At 73.2% G+C, this 19,238-nt stretch carries 19 protein-coding genes; 8 read left to right on the top strand and 11 right to left on the bottom strand.

Annotated features, from left to right (window positions below; all coding sequences use genetic code 11):
* Window positions 1-12 precede the first annotated feature (12 nt).
* Window positions 13-204: a hypothetical protein gene (locus ACZ607_RS22120; protein ID WP_469737046.1), complete on the bottom strand. Its 192-nt coding sequence runs from the start codon at window positions 202-204 to the stop codon at window positions 13-15.
* 432 nt (window positions 205-636) lie between these two features.
* Here ACZ607_RS22120 and ACZ607_RS22115 point away from each other — a divergent pair, with 432 nt between their 5' ends.
* Both ACZ607_RS22115 and ACZ607_RS22110 read left to right on the top strand, forming a co-directional pair.
* Window positions 637-2,694 (top strand): HelD family protein, encoded by a 2,058-nt coding sequence (locus ACZ607_RS22115; RefSeq protein WP_469737044.1) that lies wholly within the window; start codon window positions 637-639, stop codon window positions 2,692-2,694.
* Window positions 2,695-2,867: 173 nt separating this feature from the next.
* Window positions 2,868-3,857 (top strand): lytic polysaccharide monooxygenase auxiliary activity family 9 protein, encoded by a 990-nt coding sequence (locus ACZ607_RS22110; protein WP_469737042.1) that lies wholly within the window; start codon window positions 2,868-2,870, stop codon window positions 3,855-3,857.
* 34 nt (window positions 3,858-3,891) lie between these two features.
* Here ACZ607_RS22110 and ACZ607_RS22105 read toward each other — a convergent pair whose 3' ends face one another.
* The 8 genes from ACZ607_RS22105 to ACZ607_RS22070 all read right to left on the bottom strand — a co-directional run bounded on the left by ACZ607_RS22105 (window position 3,892) and on the right by ACZ607_RS22070 (window position 12,695).
* The gene (locus ACZ607_RS22105) at window positions 3,892-6,132 is read right to left on the bottom strand and encodes an MMPL family transporter (protein ID WP_469737040.1); all 2,241 of its coding nucleotides are present in this window, start codon (window positions 6,130-6,132) and stop codon (window positions 3,892-3,894) included.
* A 117-nt stretch (window positions 6,133-6,249) separates the two neighbouring features.
* On the bottom strand, window positions 6,250-6,939 hold the full coding sequence (locus ACZ607_RS22100; RefSeq protein WP_469737038.1) for a copper homeostasis protein CutC: 690 nt from the start codon (window positions 6,937-6,939) through the stop codon (window positions 6,250-6,252).
* Window positions 6,940-7,116: 177 nt separating this feature from the next.
* On the bottom strand, window positions 7,117-8,535 hold the full coding sequence (locus tag ACZ607_RS22095; RefSeq protein WP_469737036.1) for a lipase family protein: 1,419 nt from the start codon (window positions 8,533-8,535) through the stop codon (window positions 7,117-7,119).
* A 167-nt stretch (window positions 8,536-8,702) separates the two neighbouring features.
* The gene (locus ACZ607_RS22090) at window positions 8,703-9,623 is read right to left on the bottom strand and encodes a CU044_5270 family protein (RefSeq protein ID WP_469737034.1); all 921 of its coding nucleotides are present in this window, start codon (window positions 9,621-9,623) and stop codon (window positions 8,703-8,705) included.
* Entirely contained in the window at window positions 9,616-10,275 is a 660-nt protein-coding gene (locus ACZ607_RS22085) for an RNA polymerase sigma factor (protein WP_469737032.1), read from the bottom strand. Before ACZ607_RS22085 ends, ACZ607_RS22090 begins: the two co-directional genes overlap by 8 nt.
* Window positions 10,276-10,402: 127 nt before the next feature.
* Window positions 10,403-11,263: a 5-oxoprolinase subunit C family protein gene (locus ACZ607_RS22080; protein ID WP_469737030.1), complete on the bottom strand. Its 861-nt coding sequence runs from the start codon at window positions 11,261-11,263 to the stop codon at window positions 10,403-10,405.
* On the bottom strand, window positions 11,260-11,895 hold the full coding sequence (locus tag ACZ607_RS22075; RefSeq protein WP_469737727.1) for a 5-oxoprolinase subunit B family protein: 636 nt from the start codon (window positions 11,893-11,895) through the stop codon (window positions 11,260-11,262). Before ACZ607_RS22075 ends, ACZ607_RS22080 begins: the two co-directional genes overlap by 4 nt.
* A gap of 50 nt (window positions 11,896-11,945) precedes the next feature.
* Window positions 11,946-12,695, bottom strand: a complete 750-nt coding sequence (locus tag ACZ607_RS22070) for a LamB/YcsF family protein (RefSeq protein ID WP_469737725.1) — start codon at window positions 12,693-12,695, stop codon at window positions 11,946-11,948.
* A 175-nt stretch (window positions 12,696-12,870) separates the two neighbouring features.
* Here ACZ607_RS22070 and ACZ607_RS22065 point away from each other — a divergent pair, with 175 nt between their 5' ends.
* The 6 genes from ACZ607_RS22065 to ACZ607_RS22040 all read left to right on the top strand — a co-directional run bounded on the left by ACZ607_RS22065 (window position 12,871) and on the right by ACZ607_RS22040 (window position 18,649).
* The gene (locus tag ACZ607_RS22065; RefSeq protein WP_469737028.1) at window positions 12,871-13,599 is read left to right on the top strand and encodes a GntR family transcriptional regulator; all 729 of its coding nucleotides are present in this window, start codon (window positions 12,871-12,873) and stop codon (window positions 13,597-13,599) included.
* A gap of 238 nt (window positions 13,600-13,837) precedes the next feature.
* On the top strand, window positions 13,838-14,569 hold the full coding sequence (locus ACZ607_RS22060) for a DUF969 domain-containing protein (protein WP_469737026.1): 732 nt from the start codon (window positions 13,838-13,840) through the stop codon (window positions 14,567-14,569).
* Window positions 14,566-15,534, top strand: coding sequence for a DUF979 domain-containing protein (locus tag ACZ607_RS22055; protein ID WP_469737024.1), 969 nt, complete (start codon window positions 14,566-14,568; stop codon window positions 15,532-15,534). Before ACZ607_RS22060 ends, ACZ607_RS22055 begins: the two co-directional genes overlap by 4 nt.
* A 64-nt stretch (window positions 15,535-15,598) precedes the next feature.
* Complete coding sequence (locus ACZ607_RS22050) at window positions 15,599-16,639, top strand: DUF2891 domain-containing protein (protein WP_469737023.1); 1,041 nt, start codon at window positions 15,599-15,601, stop codon at window positions 16,637-16,639.
* Between the two features lie 47 nt (window positions 16,640-16,686).
* Complete coding sequence (locus ACZ607_RS22045) at window positions 16,687-17,331, top strand: HD domain-containing protein (RefSeq protein WP_469737021.1); 645 nt, start codon at window positions 16,687-16,689, stop codon at window positions 17,329-17,331.
* 82 nt (window positions 17,332-17,413) lie between these two features.
* Window positions 17,414-18,649: a Cmx/CmrA family chloramphenicol efflux MFS transporter gene (locus tag ACZ607_RS22040; protein ID WP_469737723.1), complete on the top strand. Its 1,236-nt coding sequence runs from the start codon at window positions 17,414-17,416 to the stop codon at window positions 18,647-18,649.
* Here the strand turns inward: ACZ607_RS22040 and ACZ607_RS22035 are convergent.
* Window positions 18,600-18,872 (bottom strand): DUF4031 domain-containing protein, encoded by a 273-nt coding sequence (locus tag ACZ607_RS22035; protein ID WP_404070923.1) that lies wholly within the window; start codon window positions 18,870-18,872, stop codon window positions 18,600-18,602. The two genes, ACZ607_RS22040 and ACZ607_RS22035, sit on opposite strands and share 50 nt — an antisense overlap.
* Window positions 18,869-19,237 carry a hypothetical protein gene (locus ACZ607_RS22030; protein ID WP_469737019.1) on the bottom strand — a complete coding sequence of 123 codons (369 nt, stop codon included), beginning with the start codon at window positions 19,235-19,237 and terminating at the stop codon, window positions 18,869-18,871. Before ACZ607_RS22030 ends, ACZ607_RS22035 begins: the two co-directional genes overlap by 4 nt.
* Between the last annotated feature and the right edge of the window lies 1 nt (window position 19,238).

Genomic DNA, 19,238 nt, shown 5'->3' with positions numbered 1-19,238 from the left:
GGCCCGGCGGGTTCAGCGGTGGCGGCGGACGACGCCCGCCTCCTCCGCGTACTCGCCGAGGACGGCCACCCCGAACGCGGTGCGCGCGAAGACGGACACGGCGCGTACCGCGTTTCCCACGCGGTGGCTGCGGGGGTGACCGGTGGCCGCGGTCGCGCCGTGCGCGGGGCCGGTCCTGCGGGGGTTCAGGTAAACGCTGCTCATGTATTCCATGGTGCTCCGCCCGCCCGGGCCCTGACATCGGCCGACCGGCCTAAGTGTGCGCGCCCACGGGTCGGCCGAAAGGGGGACCCCTCCCCTACGGGTCCCCTACGGGACGGATGCCTCCTCGCCGCCGCCCCGCTCCCGGTCGGACGGTGACGACGATCTGCCGGCCCGGAGCCGCCGCGTTTTATTCGTTCGCCCCCGGCGGCGGCGGTCTATACAATCGCCGGTCTGCCCGCCTCCCGCACCGTGGTACCGGCCAGCCCTCCGAGCGGCCGGCAGCCGGGGGAGCGCCGCCGACCGGACGGAAACCGGCCGACAACAGCCGCACGCGCCCACCCCGCGTGCGCATCTGTGTGTGTGAACGTCCCCGAGCGGGCCGGGCGGTGAGCCCGGTCCGCCGTCCTGCGTCGAAAAGCCGGAGGCAACACCGTGCCCGCGCACGAAGAGTCAAGCAATCCACTGGTCAGGGAGCGGGCGCACCTCGCCGCGTCCCGTGCCGCGCTGCGCGCCATGCGCGAGGACGTGCAGGCGCTCGACATCCGCGACGTCACCGCGAACTGGGTCAACGCCGCGGTCCTGCAGTCGCAGATCGACGACCGCATCAAGGCGCTCGCCGACCTCACCCACACCCCGCTGTTCTTCGGCCGCCTCGACTATCTGCACGTGGTCGGGGCCGAGAAGGCGGAGGGCACCGAGGGAGAGCGCTTCTACATCGGGCGCCGCCACGTCCACGACGCCCACGGCGACCCGATGGTCATCGACTGGCGCGCGCCGGTCTCGCAGCCCTTCTACCAGGCGTCCAGGAACAACCCGCTGGACGTCGACCACCGCCGCCGCTTCGGCTACACCGGCGGCGAACTGACCGCGTACGAGGACGAGTACCTCACCGACCCGGCGGAGACCGAGCAGACCAGCAAGCTCCTCCAGGCCGAGATCGAGCGGCCCCGCGTGGGCCCCATGCGCGACATCGTGGCGACGATCCAGCCGGAGCAGGACGAGATCGTCCGCAGCGACCTGGGCGGCACGGTCTGCGTCCAGGGCGGACCGGGCACCGGGAAGACGGCCGTCGGCCTGCACCGTGTCGCGTACCTCCTGTACGCGCACCGGGAGCGGCTGGCCCGCACCGGGACGCTCGTCGTCGGCCCGAACCGGTCGTTCCTCCACTACATCGAGCAGGTCCTGCCCGCGCTCGGCGAGCTGGAGGTGCAGCAGGCCACCGTGGAGGACCTGGTGGCGGCGCGGGTCGAGGTGCGCGGTACGGACGAGTCCGCCGCCGCGGTGATCAAGGGCGACGCACGGATGGCACAGGTCCTGCGCCGGGCCGTCCGTTCGCATGTGACGCCGCCGGTGGAGCCGGTCGTGGTGGTGCGCGGCTCCCGCCGCTGGCGGGTCCCGGCGTACGAGATCGAGGAGATGACCACCGAGCTCCTGGCCCGTGACATGCGGTACGGGGCCGCCCATGAGGCCCTTCCGCAGCGCATCGCCCACGCCGTTCTCGTACGGATGGAGGAGGCGGGCGAGGCCCCCGACGACCGGGTGCAGAACGCGGTGGCCCGTAACCCCGCGGTGAAGGCGGCCGTGAAGGCGGTCTGGCCGGCGGTGGACCCGGCGAAGCTGGTGCTGCGGCTGCTGACGGACGCGGATTTCCTGGCCGCGCACGCGGAGGGGATCCTCGGCGACGACGAGCAGAAGCAGATCCTGATGGTGAAGCCCGCCCGCAGCGTGAAGGCGGCGAGGTGGACGGCGGCGGACGCGGTCCTGATCGACGAGGCGGCCGACCTGGTGGCCCGGACGCACTCGCTGGGCCATGTCGTCATCGACGAGGCCCAGGACCTGTCGCCGATGCAGTACCGCGCGGTGGGCCGTCGCTGCTCGACCGGTTCGGCGACGGTCCTCGGCGACCTCGCGCAGGGGACGACGCCGTGGTCGACGGGCAGCTGGGAGCAGGCGCTGTTCCATCTGGGCAAGGCGGACGCGCTGGTGGAGGAGCTCACGGCCGGTTTCCGTGTGCCGCGCGAGGTGATCGCGTACGCCTCCCGGCTGCTCCCCGCGATCTCTCCCGGTCTCACCCCGGTGGAGTCGGTTCGTGAGGCGCCCGGTTCCCTCGCGGTGCGCGCGGTGGCGGCGGAGGGCCTGGACGCTGCGGTGGTCGCGGCGTGCGAGGAGTCGCTGCGCCACGAGGGCTCGATCGGCCTGATCGCCGCCGACGCCCGGATCCCGGCGCTGGCGGCGGCGCTCGGGGCGGCGGGCCACGCGTACCTCTCCCCGGGCGAGGAGACGACCGCCGCGTCGAGGCTGACCCTGGTCCCGGCCTCGCTGGCCAAGGGTCTGGAGTACGACTACGTGGTGCTGGACGAACCGGCGGCCGTGGTCGACGGCGAGCCCGACGAGCGCACGGGTCTGCGCCGTCTGTACGTGGCCCTGACCCGTGCGGTGTCGGGTCTGATCGTGCTGCACGCGGCGGAGCTTCCGGAGCAGCTCGCGTAGGACCGCGGGCCCCCGCGACTCCCTCGGAATCACAGCCGACTCCCTTGATTCCGGGGGAAGTTGCGGTTCCCGTCGCCCGGAGCGTTTACAGACCTCCCGACGCGCGCTACGTTTTTGGGAGCGCTCCCACACACCTTCGCACTCTCCTTCACCCCCCAGAGGAGATCCACCTCATGGCCATGCGAACCATCCTCCGGAGCAGGACGACCACGCGACGCGCACCCCGCGTGCTGAGCCTCCTGGGCGCCGGCCTCCTGGGCCTCACCCTGGCCGGCCTGCCCACCCCCGCGTCCGCCCACGGCGTCGCGATGGAGCCGGGCTCACGCAGCTATCTGTGCTACAAGGACATGATCGCGAGCGGGAACCAGACCCCGTCCAACCCGGCCTGTGCCGCCGCGGTCGCGCAGACCGGCACCACCCCGCTGTACAACTGGTTCGGCGTCCTGGACTCCAACGGCGGTGGCCGGACCAAGGGTTACATCCCGGACGGCGAGCTGTGCAGCGGTGGCCACAACGGCCCGTACAACTTCTCCTCGTACAACGCGGCCCGCAGCGACTGGCCGACGACGCATCTGACGGCGGGCTCCACGATCCAGGTGAAGTACAGCAACTGGGCAGCCCACCCGGGGAAGTTCGACGTCTACCTCACCAAGGACGGCTGGACGCCCGACCAGCCGCTGGCGTGGGACGACCTGACGCTCACCCAGACCGTGGACAACCCGCCGCAGTCGGGTGGCGCGGGCTCGGACGGGGGCAACTACTACTGGAATCTCCAGCTCCCGCAGGGCAGGACCGGCAAGCACATGCTGTTCATCCACTGGATCCGCTCGGACAGCCAGGAGAACTTCTACTCCTGCTCCGACGTCGCCTTCGACGGCGGCAACGGCGAGGTCACCGGTATGAAGGGCAGCGGGCTCTCGGCGGACGAGCTGGCGGCGAAGGCGGAGGAGGCCGGGGTCAAGGCGGACCCGGTGCACGCGGACCACGCCGGGCACGCGGCGGCGGCCGGTGAGGCCGGTCTGGTGGCCTCCGCCGAGGAGTCCTCGACCGGCTACCTGCCGGCCGCGACGGCGGTCTCCCTGACGGGCGCCGCCCTGGTGTTCGCGGCGGGTGCGGTGGCGCAGAGCCGGCGCCGTCGCCGCGAGGCCGGGCGGAACGGCTGACGGCGGTTGAACGGAGGGGCGCCGGGGCCGGGATTCATCCCCCGGGCCTGGCGTCCCCCTCCGCGTCGAGGTGCGGAAGGATCCGGTCCAGCCACCGCGGGGTCCACCAGGCGGCGCGGCCGAGCAGGGTCATCACGGCGGGCACCAGCAGCAGCCGGACGACGGTGGCGTCGATGAGCACGCTCGCGGCGAGGCCGAGCCCGAGCATCTTGACGACGATGTTGTCGCTGATGAGGAAGGCCGCGAAGACGCTGACCATGATCAGCGCCGCGCAGGTGATGACCCGTGCGGTGATCTCCAGGGCGTGCGCGACGCTCGCCCTGGGGTCCTGGGTGCGCAGCCACGCCTCGTGGATCCGGGACAGCAGGAAGATCTCGTAGTCCATGCTGAGGCCGAAGACGATGGCGAACATCATCATCGGCACATAGCTCTCGATCGGCACGTCGCCGGAGACGCCCAGTGCGGGCCCGCCCCAGCCCCACTGGAAGACCGCCACGACGACCCCGTACGAGGCGGCGATCGACAGCACGTTGAGGACGGCCGCCTTGACGGCGACGAGCACGCCCCGGAACACGGCCAGGATCACGAGCAGGGCGAGGCCGACGACGACGGCGATGATCAGGGGCAGCCTGCTGGAGACGATGTCGAGGAAGTCGACCTGGGCGGCGGTCGTGCCGGTGACGTAGCCGTGGGCGTCGGTGCCGGAGACCGCGGCGGGCAGCACGTCGTCCTTCAGGTGGTTGACCAGGCTCGTCGTCCTCCCGTCCTGCGGCGCGGCGACGGAGTACGCGGTGGCCGTGAGGACGTCCCCGTCCGGGGTGGCGGTGAGCGGGGTGATGGAGGAGGCGTCCGGCACCTTCGTCAGGGACTGCCGGGCCTGCGTCAGCAGCGCGGACCGGTCGCTCCCCGGGACCGCGCTCTGGTCGATGACGAGCGTCAGCGGACCGTTCGATCCGGGCCCGAACGCCGAGGACATCAGGTCGTACGCGCGCCGGTCGGTGAAGGACCGCGGGTCGGCGCCGTCCCCGATGTGGCCGAGCTGGATGAAGAAGGCCGGGAAGGAGAGGACGGCCAGGGCGACCACCCCGCCGGCCAGGAACCACCAGGGGCGGCGCTCCACCCGTCGCGCGTAGCGGTGCCAGGGGCCCTGCGCCTCCTGCCCGGGTCCGGCGTCCGTCTCGGCGACCGGCGCACGGACGTGGATCCGGTCGATGTACCGCCCGATGAGCCCCAGCACGGCCGGTACGAGGGTGAGGGCGCCCAGCACGGCCGTGACGACGGTGACGGCCGCGGCCACGCCCAGCTTGCCGATGAAGCCGATGCCGGAGACCCACAGTCCGCAGAGGGCGATGATCACGGTGCAGCCGGAGAGCAGCACGGCCCGTCCGCTGGTGGCGGTGGCGGAGCCGGCGGCGGCCACCGGGTCCCGGCCGTCCATGAGGTTCTGGCGGTGCCGGGTGACCAGGAACAGGGCGTAGTCGATGCCGACGCCGAGCCCGATCATCGTGGCCAGGGTCGGTGACACGGTGGCGAAGGTCGTCGCGGCGGCGAGGAGTCCCAGCAGGGCCAGCCCGCAGACGACGCAGGCCAGGGCCGTGACCAGGGGCAGCAGGGCGGCCGCCAGACTGCCGAAGCCGATCAGCAGCACGAGGACGGCCACCCCGAAGCCGATGGCCTCGCTGGTGCGGTCGTTCGCCTCGGGCCGGGCGAGTTCGCCGAGCGAGCCGCCGTACTCGACCTCCGCGCCCGCCGCCCGCAGCGGCTGGACGGCGGAGTCCACCCCGTGGAGGTAGCCGGACCCCAGGGTGGAGGGCTGGGCGCTGAAGTGGACGGTGATGTACGCCGTCCTCCCGTCGCTGGAGAGCGGCCCCACGTCGGGGCCGCCGCCGCTGCTCTGCGCGGTCAGCGGGTTCTGGACGGACAGCACGTCGGGGAGCTTCTGGAGGCTGCCGACGGTCGTCGACATCTGACTGCTCAGACCGCTGAGGGACGCGTCCGCGTCGTGCACCACCACCTGACTGCTGTATCCGCCGGCCGAGGGGGCGTGCGCCTCCAGGACGTCGAGGCCCTTCTGCGACTGGGTCCCCGGGACGGAGAAGTCGTCCGAGTAGTCACCGCCGAACGCGTGCTGGGCGACCTGGAGGGCGACGAGCGCGGCCAGCCACAGGACGAGGACGGTCACGAAGTGCCGGGCGCACCACTCACCGGTCACGCGCAGGACGCCACCCCGGGCCGGCCTGGCGCCGGAGCCACGGGTGGACTGGTGCAGTGGCATGGGAACTCCGGTTCTGGGCCGGGCACCTGGGACACTCAGCATTCAAAGCCGGTCCCGGCGCCACGGCACCCCGGAGTGGGGGAACGGGTGACCCCGCCGGGGCGGGGTCCGGGGCCGTCAGCTGTCGAGCACCGTGCGCCATTCCCGTACCGCTGCGGCGTCCACGGGACCGCTCCAGCCGTTCGGCCGGGCCGCCCCTCCGATGTGGAAGGCCTCGATGCCCGCGGCGCGCAGCCGCGGCAGGTGGTCCAGGCGCAGGCCGCCGCCCACCATGATCCGCGGTTCGTAGCCGGGCAGTTCCGCGCGTGCCGCTTCGTCGAGCAGGGTCTCCATGCCCGCGTCGACGCCGTCCGGCGAGCCGGCCGTGAGGTAGGTGTCGAGGCCGGGCAGGTCGGCGAGGTGCTTGCGCAGGACGTCGCGGTCGACGGCGCGGTCGATGGCGCGGTGGAAGGTCCACGGGCAGCCGTTCAGCTCGGCGACGATCCGTTCGACGGCCACCAGGTCGGCGTGGCCGTCCTCGTCGAGGAAGCCCAGGACGAACTCCTCGGCCCCCGCGCCGCGCAGCGCGCGGGTCTTCTCGACGAGGACACCGATGTCACCGGCGGCGAATCCGTCCGCGATCCTGATCATGACCCGCAGCGGGATCCGTACGGCGTCCCGGATCTCCTCGAAGGTGGCGAGCGGGGGCGTCAGGCCGTCGGCCGCCATGTCGGTGACCAGTTCGAGGCGGTCCGCACCGCCCGCCTGCGCCGCGACCGCGTCCTCCGCGTCGAGAGCGATCACCTCCAGGAGTGCACGGTTGCTCATGGTGTTCCCATCCTTCGGAGCGGCTGCGGACTACAGGTCTAGTCCAATAACCAGACTACGGGTCGGCCTCCCGGGGCGCAGCTCCCCATGGGAACGCATGCGTGAAGATACGCGAGGCCGCGGCGGCGTCCGGGGAACGGACGCGCCGCGGCCTCGGGGCTCACGGGGCGGGAAGGGTCAGGGCTGGAGCGGCATCGACCAGCAGTTGGAGGTGGTCTTCCTGCCGGCGAGCCGGTCGGTCAGCCAGGAGATGGCGCTGCCCTGGTCGGTGAGGAGCGGGGCGAGGTGGTTGGTGAGGAGCTTGTCGCCGAGGTTGGGCAGCACGACGGCCTCGTACGTGACGTCCCCGCCCTTGCGGCACCAGTCCACCGCGAGCTGCCTGGCCTGCTTGTGGCCGACGATGTCGTCCTGCACACCGGTCGCCAGCCGCACCGGCGCGGTGGGCTTCAGATTGCCTATGCGCTGCTGGGCGAGGACGGCCTGGAGCTTCGGTTCGGCCGCGATGATGTCGGCGATCGGCTTGCCGTTCGCGGTCCACTTCTTGCTGTTCGTGAAGCCGTGGCCGAGGATCGCGTCGCCCACGCACATCGTCGACGTGTCCTTCAGCGCGGCCTTGCCCACGTCGTTCGTGTTCGCCGCGACGACCGCCTCCAGGGACGGGTCGGACTGGGCGAAGCCGTTGATCGACCAGCCCAGCGCACCGGCCAGGGCGCTGCCGTCGATGCCCTTCATGACCTCGGTGAGGTCGGCGGGCGGGGCCCCCGCGTAGGTGCCCGCCAGATTGACGTCGGGCGCGTACGAGGACTGCAGTTCGGCGGCCGAGGCGCTGGCGCCGCCGCCCTGGCTGTAGCCGTAGAGGCCGACCCGGGAGGCGGGGGTGATGGAGGCGCCCGTGACGGAGCGGGCCGCGCGGGCCGCGTCCAGCAGGGCGTGGCCCTCGTCGACGCGGTTGACGTAGGTGTGGAGCCGGTCGGTCGTGCCGAGGCCGGCGTAGTCGGTGACGACGACGGCGGCACCGGCGGCGAGGAAGCGGTAGACCGCGAGGTTGTCGTACCCGATGGACACCGTGCCCTCGCCGATGGTCAGCGGGTTCTGGAGCGAGAGCGAGGGGGCGCACTGGTCGCCCTGGCCCATGGTCCCCGAGGCGAGCGCCACCAGGGGGCGGGGCCCGCCGCCCTTCCACGCGGCGGCCGGCTCGATGTACGCGCCGGTGACGGCGACGGGACCGCCGCCCGCGTCCGTGGACTTGTACATCAGCCGCGTCGCGGTGCCGGGCAGCCGGCGGCCGTCCAGGCCGGGGAGGCTCAGCCCGAGGGGCAGCGGCTCCGTGCGGACGAGGGACCCGTCGGCGGAGGGCAGCTGCGCCGGCGGGTTGTAGAAGGCGGGGATGGTCACCCCTCGGGAGACCACCGGCTCCGACCCGGCGGAGGTGGTGGCCGAGGCCGGCACGACGGCGGCGGCCAGACAGGCGACGGCGGCGCCCAGAGCGGTGGCGGCGGCCGGCAGGCGCCCCGTGCGGCGTCCCGGCCGACGGGGTTCCAGAAGGTGGGGGGTGTTCACGGTCGAGCTCGAACGGGTGATCTTGCGCGGACTCACGGCTCACTCCTCGCTCTGCTCCGATGAAGGTGAGCGCAAGCTAGCACCGCGGGGTTACCTGAGGTAACTCATGAGTAAGTTACGCTTCGGTAACGTGCGGGGAAGCGCGCGCGAGACGGGTGTGAGGGGAAGCAGGCCCGGCCCCCCGACCGGGCCTGCCCCCGGTCCTACCGGGGCCGTTGACCGATCCCGTCCACGACGCCCGACTTCACGAGGGCCCTGACCTCGGTGTACTTCGCGCCGCCCTTGAGCTCCCGGCCCACCGGTTTCGCCCCCCTGACACCCTCCATGCGCATGCCGAGGTAGGCGTAGGTACTCCGCTCGAAGACGGGGCCGAACGACATCTCCGGATACGAGAGACCGATGCCGTGCCGGCCGAGGGCGTCCACCTCGTCGTCGTCCAGCACGACGCCGGGCAGCAGCGCGAGGGCCTCGAACGCGGCGGCTTGCAGCCCCGGCGGCATGACGCGCGGGCCGCGCATCAGCAGGCAGAGGTCCATGTACGCCGCGGTCCCCCCGGAGCGGCTCCCGCCGAACAGTGCGAGCAGCTCGTGCGGGTCGGTCGGCAGCTTCGCCAGCTTCGCGTACGCGTCGGGCGGCCACGGGACGCTGTGCGCCGACGGGGGCTCGTCCTTGATCCGCCCGTCGTAGACGTACCGGGAGGGCCGGGAGCCGTCCGCGGAGATCCAGAACTCGTCCGTGTGCGTCGTCCGCTTCCCGCCCTTCAGCGGGGTCCGCGTGTAGACCTCCTCGGCATAGAGGTACTGGTCGTCGCGCGGCACCGGCGCCCCGGCCCCGTCGGCGCGGGTCCGGTCGGCCGCCCGGCGGAGCACCTGGGCCGCGGACAGCGTGGTCATCCTCGGTGCGGGCCGGTCGTCCCGGGCGACGACCGCGACCGCCACCGCGGCGGCGGCCGTCGCGGCGAACCCCGTCCGCAGCACCAGCCGCCTGGGCACGGCACGCGGCCGCGTCCGGCGGTTCTCCTCGGCGACGGCGCGGGCCAGCCGGGCGCGGCCCGCGGCACGGGCGCCCTCGGTGAGCGCGGGCGGGTCGGCCTCCAGCTCCCGCAGCGCGGTGAGTTCATCCATGGCCGGGCTCCTCGTGGTCGTCGTGCGGGCGGGTGGGATCCGAACCGCCCAGCGCCTCGCGCAGCTTCTTCCGGGCCCGGTGGAGCCGCGACCGTACGGTGCCCACGGGGACGCCCAGCGCCTCGGCCGCCTCCGCGTAGTCCAGATCGCCCCAGGCGACCACCAGCAGCACGTCCCGGTAGCGGGCGGGCAACGCGGCCAGGGCGCCCGCGAGTTCGGCCCGGACCCCTTCGGCGCTGACCCGTGCGGCCACCCGGTCCGCCAGTGGCTCGCCGTCCTGGCTCGCGTCGCCGGGGGCGGTGGACGCGGCACGGGACAGGGCCCGCAGCCGGCGGGCCTCGGCGCGGCGGTGCCCTCCCACGAGGTTGGTGACGATGCCGTAGAGCCAGGGCCGCGCCTGCGGCCGCGACAGGTCGTACCTCCGGCGCTGCTGGAAGGCGATCACGAAGGTCTCGGCCATCAGGTCGTCGGCCGCCTCGGTGCCGAGCCGCCTGGCCGCGTACCGGTGGATGTCGTCGGCGTAGCGGTCGAACAGCGTGGAGAAGGCGTCCGGATCCTCCAGGGAACGCCGCACGACGGAGGCGTCCGACTCGGTGTACTCGTCGGCGCCGGCGGGGACTTCCCGTGCTTCGCACCCCGGCGGGGCGCTCACCGGTCGGCTCCTGGGCTCATGGGCATCCCTTGCTGAGGCGGGCTCGGTCACCTCCTGTTGGCCGATACCCGCATCCGGGTTCCCGTTCCCTCATGCACCGTACGGGCGTCGCCTCCCGTACGGCGCGTCACGCCCGCACGAAGCGCACCGGTGTCCCCGGGGCCGCCTGGGCCGCGCCCGCCAGCGCGGCTTCCGCGACCACGCCCACGACGGGGTAACCCCCGGTCGTCGGATGGTCGTTGAGGAACACCACGGGCAGTCCGTCCGGGGGCACCTGCACCGCGCCCAGCACCATGCCCTCGCTGGGCAGTTCGCCGTCCCGGACGCGCCGCAGGGCGGGCCCCTCCGTACGCAGCCCGATGCGGTTGCTGCGCTCCGAGACCCGGTACCCGGCGGTGGTGAGCGTGCGCAGCGCCTCCTCGGTGAACCAGCCGTCGCGCGGGCCCCGGTGGAGCGGCAGCACCAGCTCGGCGGGAGCACCCGGCCACGGCACGGCGTCGGCGCGGGGGGTCCCGCCCGGCCGGCCCAGCGGCAGACGGTCGCCGTCGCGCAGCACGGGCGGGCCGAGCCCCGAGAGCAGGTCGGCCGAGCGGCTGCCGAGCACCGGTTCGGGTTCCAGGCCGCCCGCGAACGCCAGGTAGCCGCGCAGCCCGTGCACGGCCGGCCCGGCCTCCAGCACCGCGCCCGGGGGCACCCGCACGGGCGCGCCCCAGGCGACCGGGCGGCCGTCCACGGTGACCCGGCATCCCGCCCCGCCGACGACGGCGTACACCGGCCGGGCGCCGGTCACCCGGACCGCGCACCCGGTGAGCGTGGTCTCCAGCACGGCCGCGTCCCGGGCGTTGCCGACGAGCCGGTTGGCCAGCCGCCGGGCCGGCTCGTCCAGCGCCCCCGCCCGGGGTACACCGAGGTGGGCCCAGCCGGTACGGCCCTCGTCCTGCACCGTGGTCAGGGCCCCGGCCCGGACCACTTCGAGCCCGGGGCTCATCCGGTCACCCCCGCCGGCACGAAGCGCACCCGGGTCCCGGGGCCGAGCAGCGCGGCGGGTTCGCGCCCCGGGTCCCAGAGCGCGTCCGGCCCGGGCATCCGGCCGATGAGCTGCCAGCCGCCGGGCGACGTACGCGGATAGACCCCCGTGTACGGCCCGGCGAGAGCCAGCGCCCCGGCCGGCACCCGGGTCCGTGGCGTGGCCCGGCGCTCCACGTTCAGGTGGGCGGGCAGACCGGTGAGATAGGCGAAGCCGGGCGCGAACCCGCAGAAGGCCACCCGGAATTCCGTACGGGCGTGGATGCGGGGCACCTCGTCGGCGGCGACGCCCCACGCCTCGGCCACATCGGCGAGGTCCGGGCCGTCGTAGACGACGGGTATCTCGACGGCCTCGGCGGCGCCCCGGCTCAGCGGGGGCACGGTCCACGCCGGCAGCCGCCCGGCGAGCGTCCGGTCCTCCACCCCGTCGAGCAGCACGGTGCGGGCGCCGGGGACGATCTCGCGTACGGCGGGGAGTTCACCGGCGGCCCGGCGGCGGAGCACCTCCGCGTGGAAGGCCTCCGCGTCCTCACCGGAGTCCAGTTCCACCAGGAGGGCGCGGGGGCCCGCCTCCAGCACCCGGATGCCACGCACCCGGTCGGTGACCGTGCGCGTCCCGCTGTCGGTGCCCGCCCGGCCGGCGCTCACGCGAACGCCCGCACGCTGACGCCCGCCTCTTCCAGCGCCGTCCGCACCCGCCGGGCGAGCGCGGCGGCGCCGGGGGTGTCCCCGTGGACGCACAGCGACCGGGCGGCGACCGCTATCCGGCTGCCGTCCACCCCGGTCACGGCGCCGTCGACGGCCAGGCCGACACTGCGCCGTACGACCTCGTCCGCGTCGTGCACCACGGCGCCGGTCTCGCCCCGTGGCACGAGCGTGCCGTGCGGGGTGTACGCGCGATCGGCGAAGGCCTCCTCGACGGCGGTCAGGCCCGCGGCCTCCGCGTGGGCGAGCAGCCGCGACCCGGGCAGCCCGAGCACCGCCGGCCGGCCGCCCGCGAGCAGCACGCCCGCGACGACGGCGGCGGCCTGCTCGTCGTCCCGGACGACCCGGTTGTAGAGGGCGCCGTGCGGTTTCACGTACGAGACGGTGGAGCCGGCCGCCTCCGCGAAGACCCGCAGGGCACCGATCTGGTAGGCGATCTCGGCGGTCAGCTCGGCCGCCGGTACGTCCATGGAGCGCCGCCCGAATCCGGCCAGGTCGCGGTAGGAGACCTGCGCGCCGATGCGTACGCCGCGCTCCGCCGCCGTGTCGCAGACCCGCCGCATCACGGAGGCGTCCCCGGCGTGGAAGCCGCAGGCCACGTTGGCGCTGGTGACGCAGGTCAGCAGCGCCTCGTCCTCGGTGAGGGTCCAGCGTCCGAACCCTTCGCCCAGGTCCGCGTTGAGGTCCATCGGCCGCACCGTGCGCGTCGCACTCATCAGATCCGTCACGGGCGCACGCTAGCGATTGTTCAACAATCTGACAAGAGCCTGCCCACCGCCCGAGACCCCCGTACGGTTCACTGACACACTGAAACACCGGACACAACTGAACACAGCTGACGGAACACCAGGCAAGGGGCGGGGCATGGCGGGGACGACGGCCGGCGGGGCGAACGGCGGCGGCGCACCGGATCTCTCGGAACTGGCGGCGCACAGCTCCTCCCTGAAGCGTTCCGGCACGGCCGAGCGGGTCGCCGTCGTCCTGCGGGACCGGATCACCGAGGGCTACTTCCCGCCGGGCAGCCGGCTGTCCGAGGAGAGCATCAGCGGCGCCCTGGCCGTGTCCCGCAACACCCTGCGCGAGGCGTTCCGGCTGCTGTCGCACGAGCGCCTGCTGGAGCACCGGCTCAACCGGGGCGTGTTCGTCCGCATCCTGGCCGTGGACGACCTGGTCGACATCTACCGGGTGCGGCTCCTCGTCGAGTGCGCGGCCCTGCGCGCCCTGGGCGAGCCCCCGTTCGACCTGACGGCGGTCGAGGCGGCGGTGTCGTCGGGCGAGCAGGCCGCGCTGCGGGACGACTGGCCCGCCTGCTCCACCGCCAACATCCGCTTCCACCAGGCGCTGGCCGGCCTGGCGAACAGCGCCCGCACCGACGAGCTGATGCGCAACGTCCTCGCCGAACTGCGGCTCGCCTTCCACGTGATGGCCGACCCCCGCCGCTTCCACGAGCCCTATCTCACCCGGAACCGGGAGATCACGGACAGACTGACCAAGGGGGACGCGGCCGGCGCGGAGCGGATGCTCGCCTTCTACCTGGAGGACTCCCGGCGCCAGCTGGCGGAGGCGTACGCGCAACGGCTCACCGAGCGCTGACCCGGATCGTTCCCCGATCCGCGCTCACCCTCTCCGCCCCCGAGGGGTCTGCATGTGACCTTGAATCAAGGCATATGCGGACACATCATCCTTCACCCGGCGCTTCGGAACTGCCGATTCCGATCCATGCAGCCCACACCCTTGTGGGATTGTTGAACAAGACCCTAAGGTCTCGCCTACTACCCCCGTCTGGTCAGGACCGTGCACCGCCACGTCCTGCGCGGAAGAAGGCCGACGCGTGATCGTTCTCCTCGGCGTGCTCGTGGTGATCCTCGGATTCGCCACCCGCCGCAATCCCCTCCTCGTCGTGGGTGTCGCCGGCATCGTCACGGGACTGCTCGGCAAGATGTCCCCGCAGGAGGTGCTGGCCTCCTTCGGGGAGAGCTTCGCCTCCGCGCGTTCCGTGACGGTCTTCGTCATCACGCTGCCCGTCATCGGGCTGCTGGAGCGCTACGGGCTCCAGGAGCAGGCCCGGGCGCTCATCGGCAAGCTGGGCAAGCTGACCACCGGCCGGTTCCTGACGCTCTACCTGCTGATCCGGCAGCTCACGGCCGCCGTCGGCCTCACCAGCATCGGCGGCCCCGCGCAGAGTGTGCGGCCGCTGATCGCCCCGATGGCCGAGGCCGCCGCCGAGACCAAGGCGGGCGGCCCCCTGCCGCAGAAGCTGCGCGAGAAGGTCCGCTCGCACGCGTCCGGCGCCGACACCATCGGCGTGTTCTTCGGCGAGGACTGCTTCCTCGCCATCGGGTCGATCCTGCTGATCACCGGCTTCGTGAACTCCACGTACGACCAGCACCTCGAACCCCTGCACCTGGCCATGTGGGCGATCCCCTCCGCGATCTGCGCCTTCCTGATCCACGGGGCCAGGCTGCTCAACCTGGACCGGCAGCTGGAGCGCGAACTTGCCGTCGCCGCAGCCGAGAACGACCTGACGGCACACGCCGGGCTCCGGACGGAGGACGCCAAGTGATCAAGTCCGAGTACTTCTTCTGGCTGGTCGGCGCGGTGTTCCTCGTCATGGCCGCGCAGATGGCCGTGGACCGCACCAACCCCAAGCGCTTCGGCTCCGCCGGCTTCTGGGGCCTGCTGGGCGCGGCCTTCTTCTACTCCACCGGAGTCGTCGACAAGTCCCTCCCCGCCGAGCCCCTGGGCGTCGCGGTCCTGGTCCTCATCGTCCTGGGCGGCTTCGGCCTCACCGGCAAGGGCGAGACGCACACGCCGCCCCGCGAGAAGCGCGCGGCCTCGGCCGCCCGCTTCGGCAACAAGCTGTTCCTTCCGGCCCTCACCATCCCTGTGGTCGCGATGATCTGCGCGACGCTCGTGAAGAACTGGCGGATCGGTGGCGAACCGGTCCTGGAGCCGGGGTCCGAGACCATCCTCGGTCTGGGCGTCGGCGCCATCGCCGCGCTGGTCGTGGGCATGCTGCTCCTGCGGGAGCGGAAGGTCTCCGTCCCGCTGCACTCCGGCCGGAACATGCTCGAATCGATGGGCTGGGCGCTGCTCCTGCCGCAGCTGCTCTCCGTCCTCGGGTCGATCTTCCAGACCGCCGGTGTCGGGGAGCAGGTCGGCAGGATCACGGAGGCGGTGCTGCCGGACGGCCAGAAGTTCGTGGCCGTGGCCGTCTACTGCTGCGGCATGGCGCTGTTCACCATCGTCATGGGCAATGCCTTCGCCGCGTTCCCGGTGATGACCGCCGCGATCGGCTGGCCCGTCCTCATCGAGCAGATGCACGGCAACGCCCCCGCCGTCCTCGCGATCGGCATGCTGTGCGGCTTCTGCGGCACGCTCGTCACGCCGATGGCGGCCAACTTCAACCTGGTCCCCGCGGCGCTCCTCGAACTCAAGGACCAGTACGGCCCGATCAAGGCCCAGCTCCCCACGGCGGCGGCCCTGCTGGTCTGCAACGTGGTGATCATGGCCCTCTTCGCCTTCTGACCCGGCCGAGCCCTCACGCCCCGCTGTGCCTCCCGACCCGAACCACCCCTCTGGAGTGACCCCGATGTCCCCCGCGCTCCCCGCCGCGTACGCCGTCCCCTTCGCGGAGCTGGCCCTCGCCAACGTCGTACGCGAATACCCCAACGCGCCCGCCCACCTCTACGCCGGACCCGAGGAGCTCGTCCCGCCCCGCACGCTGCACCCCGCGTTCTACGGGGGCTACGACTGGCACTCCACGGTGCACATGCACTGGCTGCTGGTCCGCATCGTGCGCCGCTTCTCCACCACCGGCGACCTTCCGGCCACCCTCACCACCCGGATCCGCGAGGTGCTCGACACGCACCTGACCCGCGAGAACATCGACGTCGAGGCGTCCTACCTGCGCGGCAGGACGCACTTCGAGCGCCCCTACGGCTGGGCCTGGCTGGTCGCGCTCGCCGGGGAGTGCCGCGCCCTCGGCACGCCCGACGGCGACCGCTGGGCCGACGCCCTGGCCCCCGGTGTGGCCGCGGTCGGCGACCTGCTCGGCGGCTGGCTGCCCAAGGCGACCTACCCGGTCCGGCACGGCGTCCACAACAACAGCGCGTTCGGCCTGGGCCTGATCCTCGACGCGGGCCCGGCGGCCGGTCTTCCGCAGCCGGTCCTCGACGCGGCGGCGGACCGGCTGCGGACCTGGTTCACCGACGACCACGACGCCCCCGCCCACTGGGAGCCCTCCGGCCAGGACTTCCTCTCCCCCGCGCTGGTCGAGGCGGACGCGATGCGGCGGGTGCTGCCGGTGGCCGGGTTCCGCACCTGGATCGCCGGGTTCCTGCCGGACCTGGTCTCCGCCGCACCCGGCTCCACGCTGCTCGAACCGCCGGTGGTCTCCGACCACGCCGACCCCCAGATCGGCCACCTCCTCGGGCTCACCCTGAGCCGGGCCGCCGCCCTCCGTACGATCGCCGGCGCGCTCCCGGAGGGCCCGGGCCGCACCGCGCTGCTGGCCTCGGCCGAGGCGCACCTCGCGCGCGGTCTGCCGACGGTCTCCTCCGGGGACTTCTCCTCGGACCACTGGCTGGCGACGTACGCGGCCCTGGCCCTGGACACGGCGCCCGGCCACTGAGCGGCGGGCCCGCCCGACGGAGGGGCCGCCGGCCCTACAGTCACCCCATGACCGACGCCACCACCCTCCGCGCCCGCTGGCAGGACGCCCTCCTCGGCGCCCGGGCCGGCGGGCCGGGCCCCGACCCGCTGCCGTACGCCGACAACCTCCTGGAACGCTGGGCCGAACCCCAGCGGCGCTACCACACCACCGCCCACCTCACCCAGGTCCTGGACCGCGTCGACACCCTGGCCGGCCACGCCGCCGACCCGGACCTGGTGCGCCTCGCCGTCTGGTTCCACGACGCGGTCTACCGCCCCGACCGCTCCGAGAACGAGGAGCGCAGCGCCGCCCTCGCCGAGCGCGCCCTGCCCGAGGCCGGTCTCCCCGACGCCGCGACGGCCGAGGTCGCCCGGCTGGTCCGGCTCACCGTCACGCACGATCCGGCGGCCGGCGACACCAACGGCGAGGTGCTGTGCGACGCGGACCTCGCGATCCTGGCGGCGGCCCCCAAGGAGTACGCGGCGTACGCGGCGCAGGTGCGGGAGGAGTACGGCTTCGTCCCGGACGAGGCGTTCCGCGAGGGCAGGGCGGCCGTCCTGCGGCAGCTGCTGGAGCTGCCCCGGCTGTTCCGTACGCCGCACGGGGCGGCCGAGTGGGAGCCGAGGGCACGGCAGAACCTGACGACGGAGCTGGAGCTGCTCACCCACTGAGACGCGGGTACGGCGGGGAATGTCAGGGACGAAAGGACTGTTGGCCACTGTCATGCCCGACTCTGCTTCCAGCCGCGCCCGCATGCCGATGGCCGTCTACATCCTCGGCCTCTCCGTGTTCGCCCTCGGTACCAGCGAGTTCATGCTGTCCGGGCTGCTGCCGCCCATCGCCGACGACATGGACGTGTCCATACCGAAGGCCGGACTCCTCATATCCGCCTTCGCGATCGGCATGGTGGTCGGTGCCCCGCTGCTCGCCGTCGCCACGCTGCGACTTCCCCGGCGTACGACGCTGATCGCGCTCATCTCGGTCTTCGGGCTGGGCCAGGTCGCGGGCGCGCTGGCGCCGACGTACGACGTGTTGTTCGTCTCCCGGGTGGTGAGCGCGCTGGCGTGCGCCGGCTTCTGGGCGGTCGGCGCGGCCGTCGCCATCGCGATGGTTCCGGTGAACGCGCGGGCCAGGGCGATGGCCGTGATGATCGGCGGGCTGTCGATCGCCAATGTGCTGGGGGTGCCGCTGGGCGCCTTCCTCGGGGAGAGCTTCGGCTGGCGCTCGGCGTTCTGGGCGGTGGGCGCCGCGTCCGCCGTGGCGCTGGTCGGTGTCGTCACCCGTATCCCGCGCATTCCGCTGCCGGACGAGAAGCCGCAGCTCAAGCGGGAAGTGGCGATCTACAGGGACCGGCAGGTGTGGCTGTCCATCGTGATCACGGCCCTTGCGGCGGGCGGGGTGTTCTGCGCGTTCAGCTATCTCGCGCCGCTGCTGACGGACGTGGCGGGGCTCAGCTCGGGCTGGGTGCCGTGGGTCCTCGCGCTGTTCGGGGTCGGTGCGCTGATCGGTACGACGATCGGCGGCCGGGTCGCGGACGCGCACCTCTTCGGTGTGCTGCTGAGCGGCATCAGCGCCTCGACGGTCTTCCTGGTGGCGCTGGCGCTCTTCGCGTCGAACCAGGTCGCCGTCGTCCTCCTGGCGTTCCTGCTGGGCCTCTCCGCGTTCTACACGGCCCCGGCGCTCAACGCCCGGATGTTCAACGTCGCGGGGGTGGCCCCGACGCTCGCGGGGGCGACGACCACGGCCGCGTTCAACCTGGGCAACACGAGCGGGCCCTGGCTGGGCGGTGCGGTCATCGACGCGGACTTCGGCTTCCGGGCCACGGCCTGGGCGGGCGCCGCGATGCTGCTGGTCGGCCTGGTGGCCGTGACGGTGTCGATGCGGCTGCGCGGGGGCGGTACGCCGTCCCGGCGGGTCGCCACGGGCGCTCCGGCCCACGTCATCCCGGAGCAGGCCGCCCCTTCGGCCGCCGCAGCCCCGCGTCCGTGAGCCGGCGCACGATCTCCTTCGACCCGACCTCCCGCGCCCCGGCGCGCACCGCGTCCGCGTAACGCGCCTCGGGCACGTCGTAGTGGTCGCGCTCGAAGGCGCGGGGCGGGCAGCCGATCGTGGCGGCGAAGGCGTGCAGTTCCTCGAACGACACGTCGCTGACCAGGTGCGACCACATACGGCCGTGTCCCGGCCAGGTCGGCGGGTCGATGTAGACGGTCACCGGCCGAGCACCTCGGCGAGCGACCCGACCGGGGCGACGGACACCGTCGCCTTGGTGCAGACCCAGTGCGGGTCGGGTCCGAGCTCCGGCTCGACGTCCAGGGCGTGCGGTCCTTCCCCCGTGCACACCGGGCACAGCGGCCAGCGCCCGTACTGTTCGAGAAGAGCGTCCTGGACGTCCTGTGCCACGAGCCCCGTGACGAAGGACACGCCTTCGGGCCACTGCTCGACCCACCACCGACGGTGGGCCACCGCGTCCTCGACCATCGAGACGATTCCGGCCTCGGCCACGTCGCCCGCGACGAGGTCGGCCATCACCAGCGCACGTGCGGTGTGCAGCTCCTGTTCCAGGCTGTTCAACTCCATG

The sequence above is a fragment of the Streptomyces sp. NPDC104381 genome, assembly GCF_055583745.1.
This window is presented reverse-complemented; position numbering and strand designations above follow the sequence as displayed.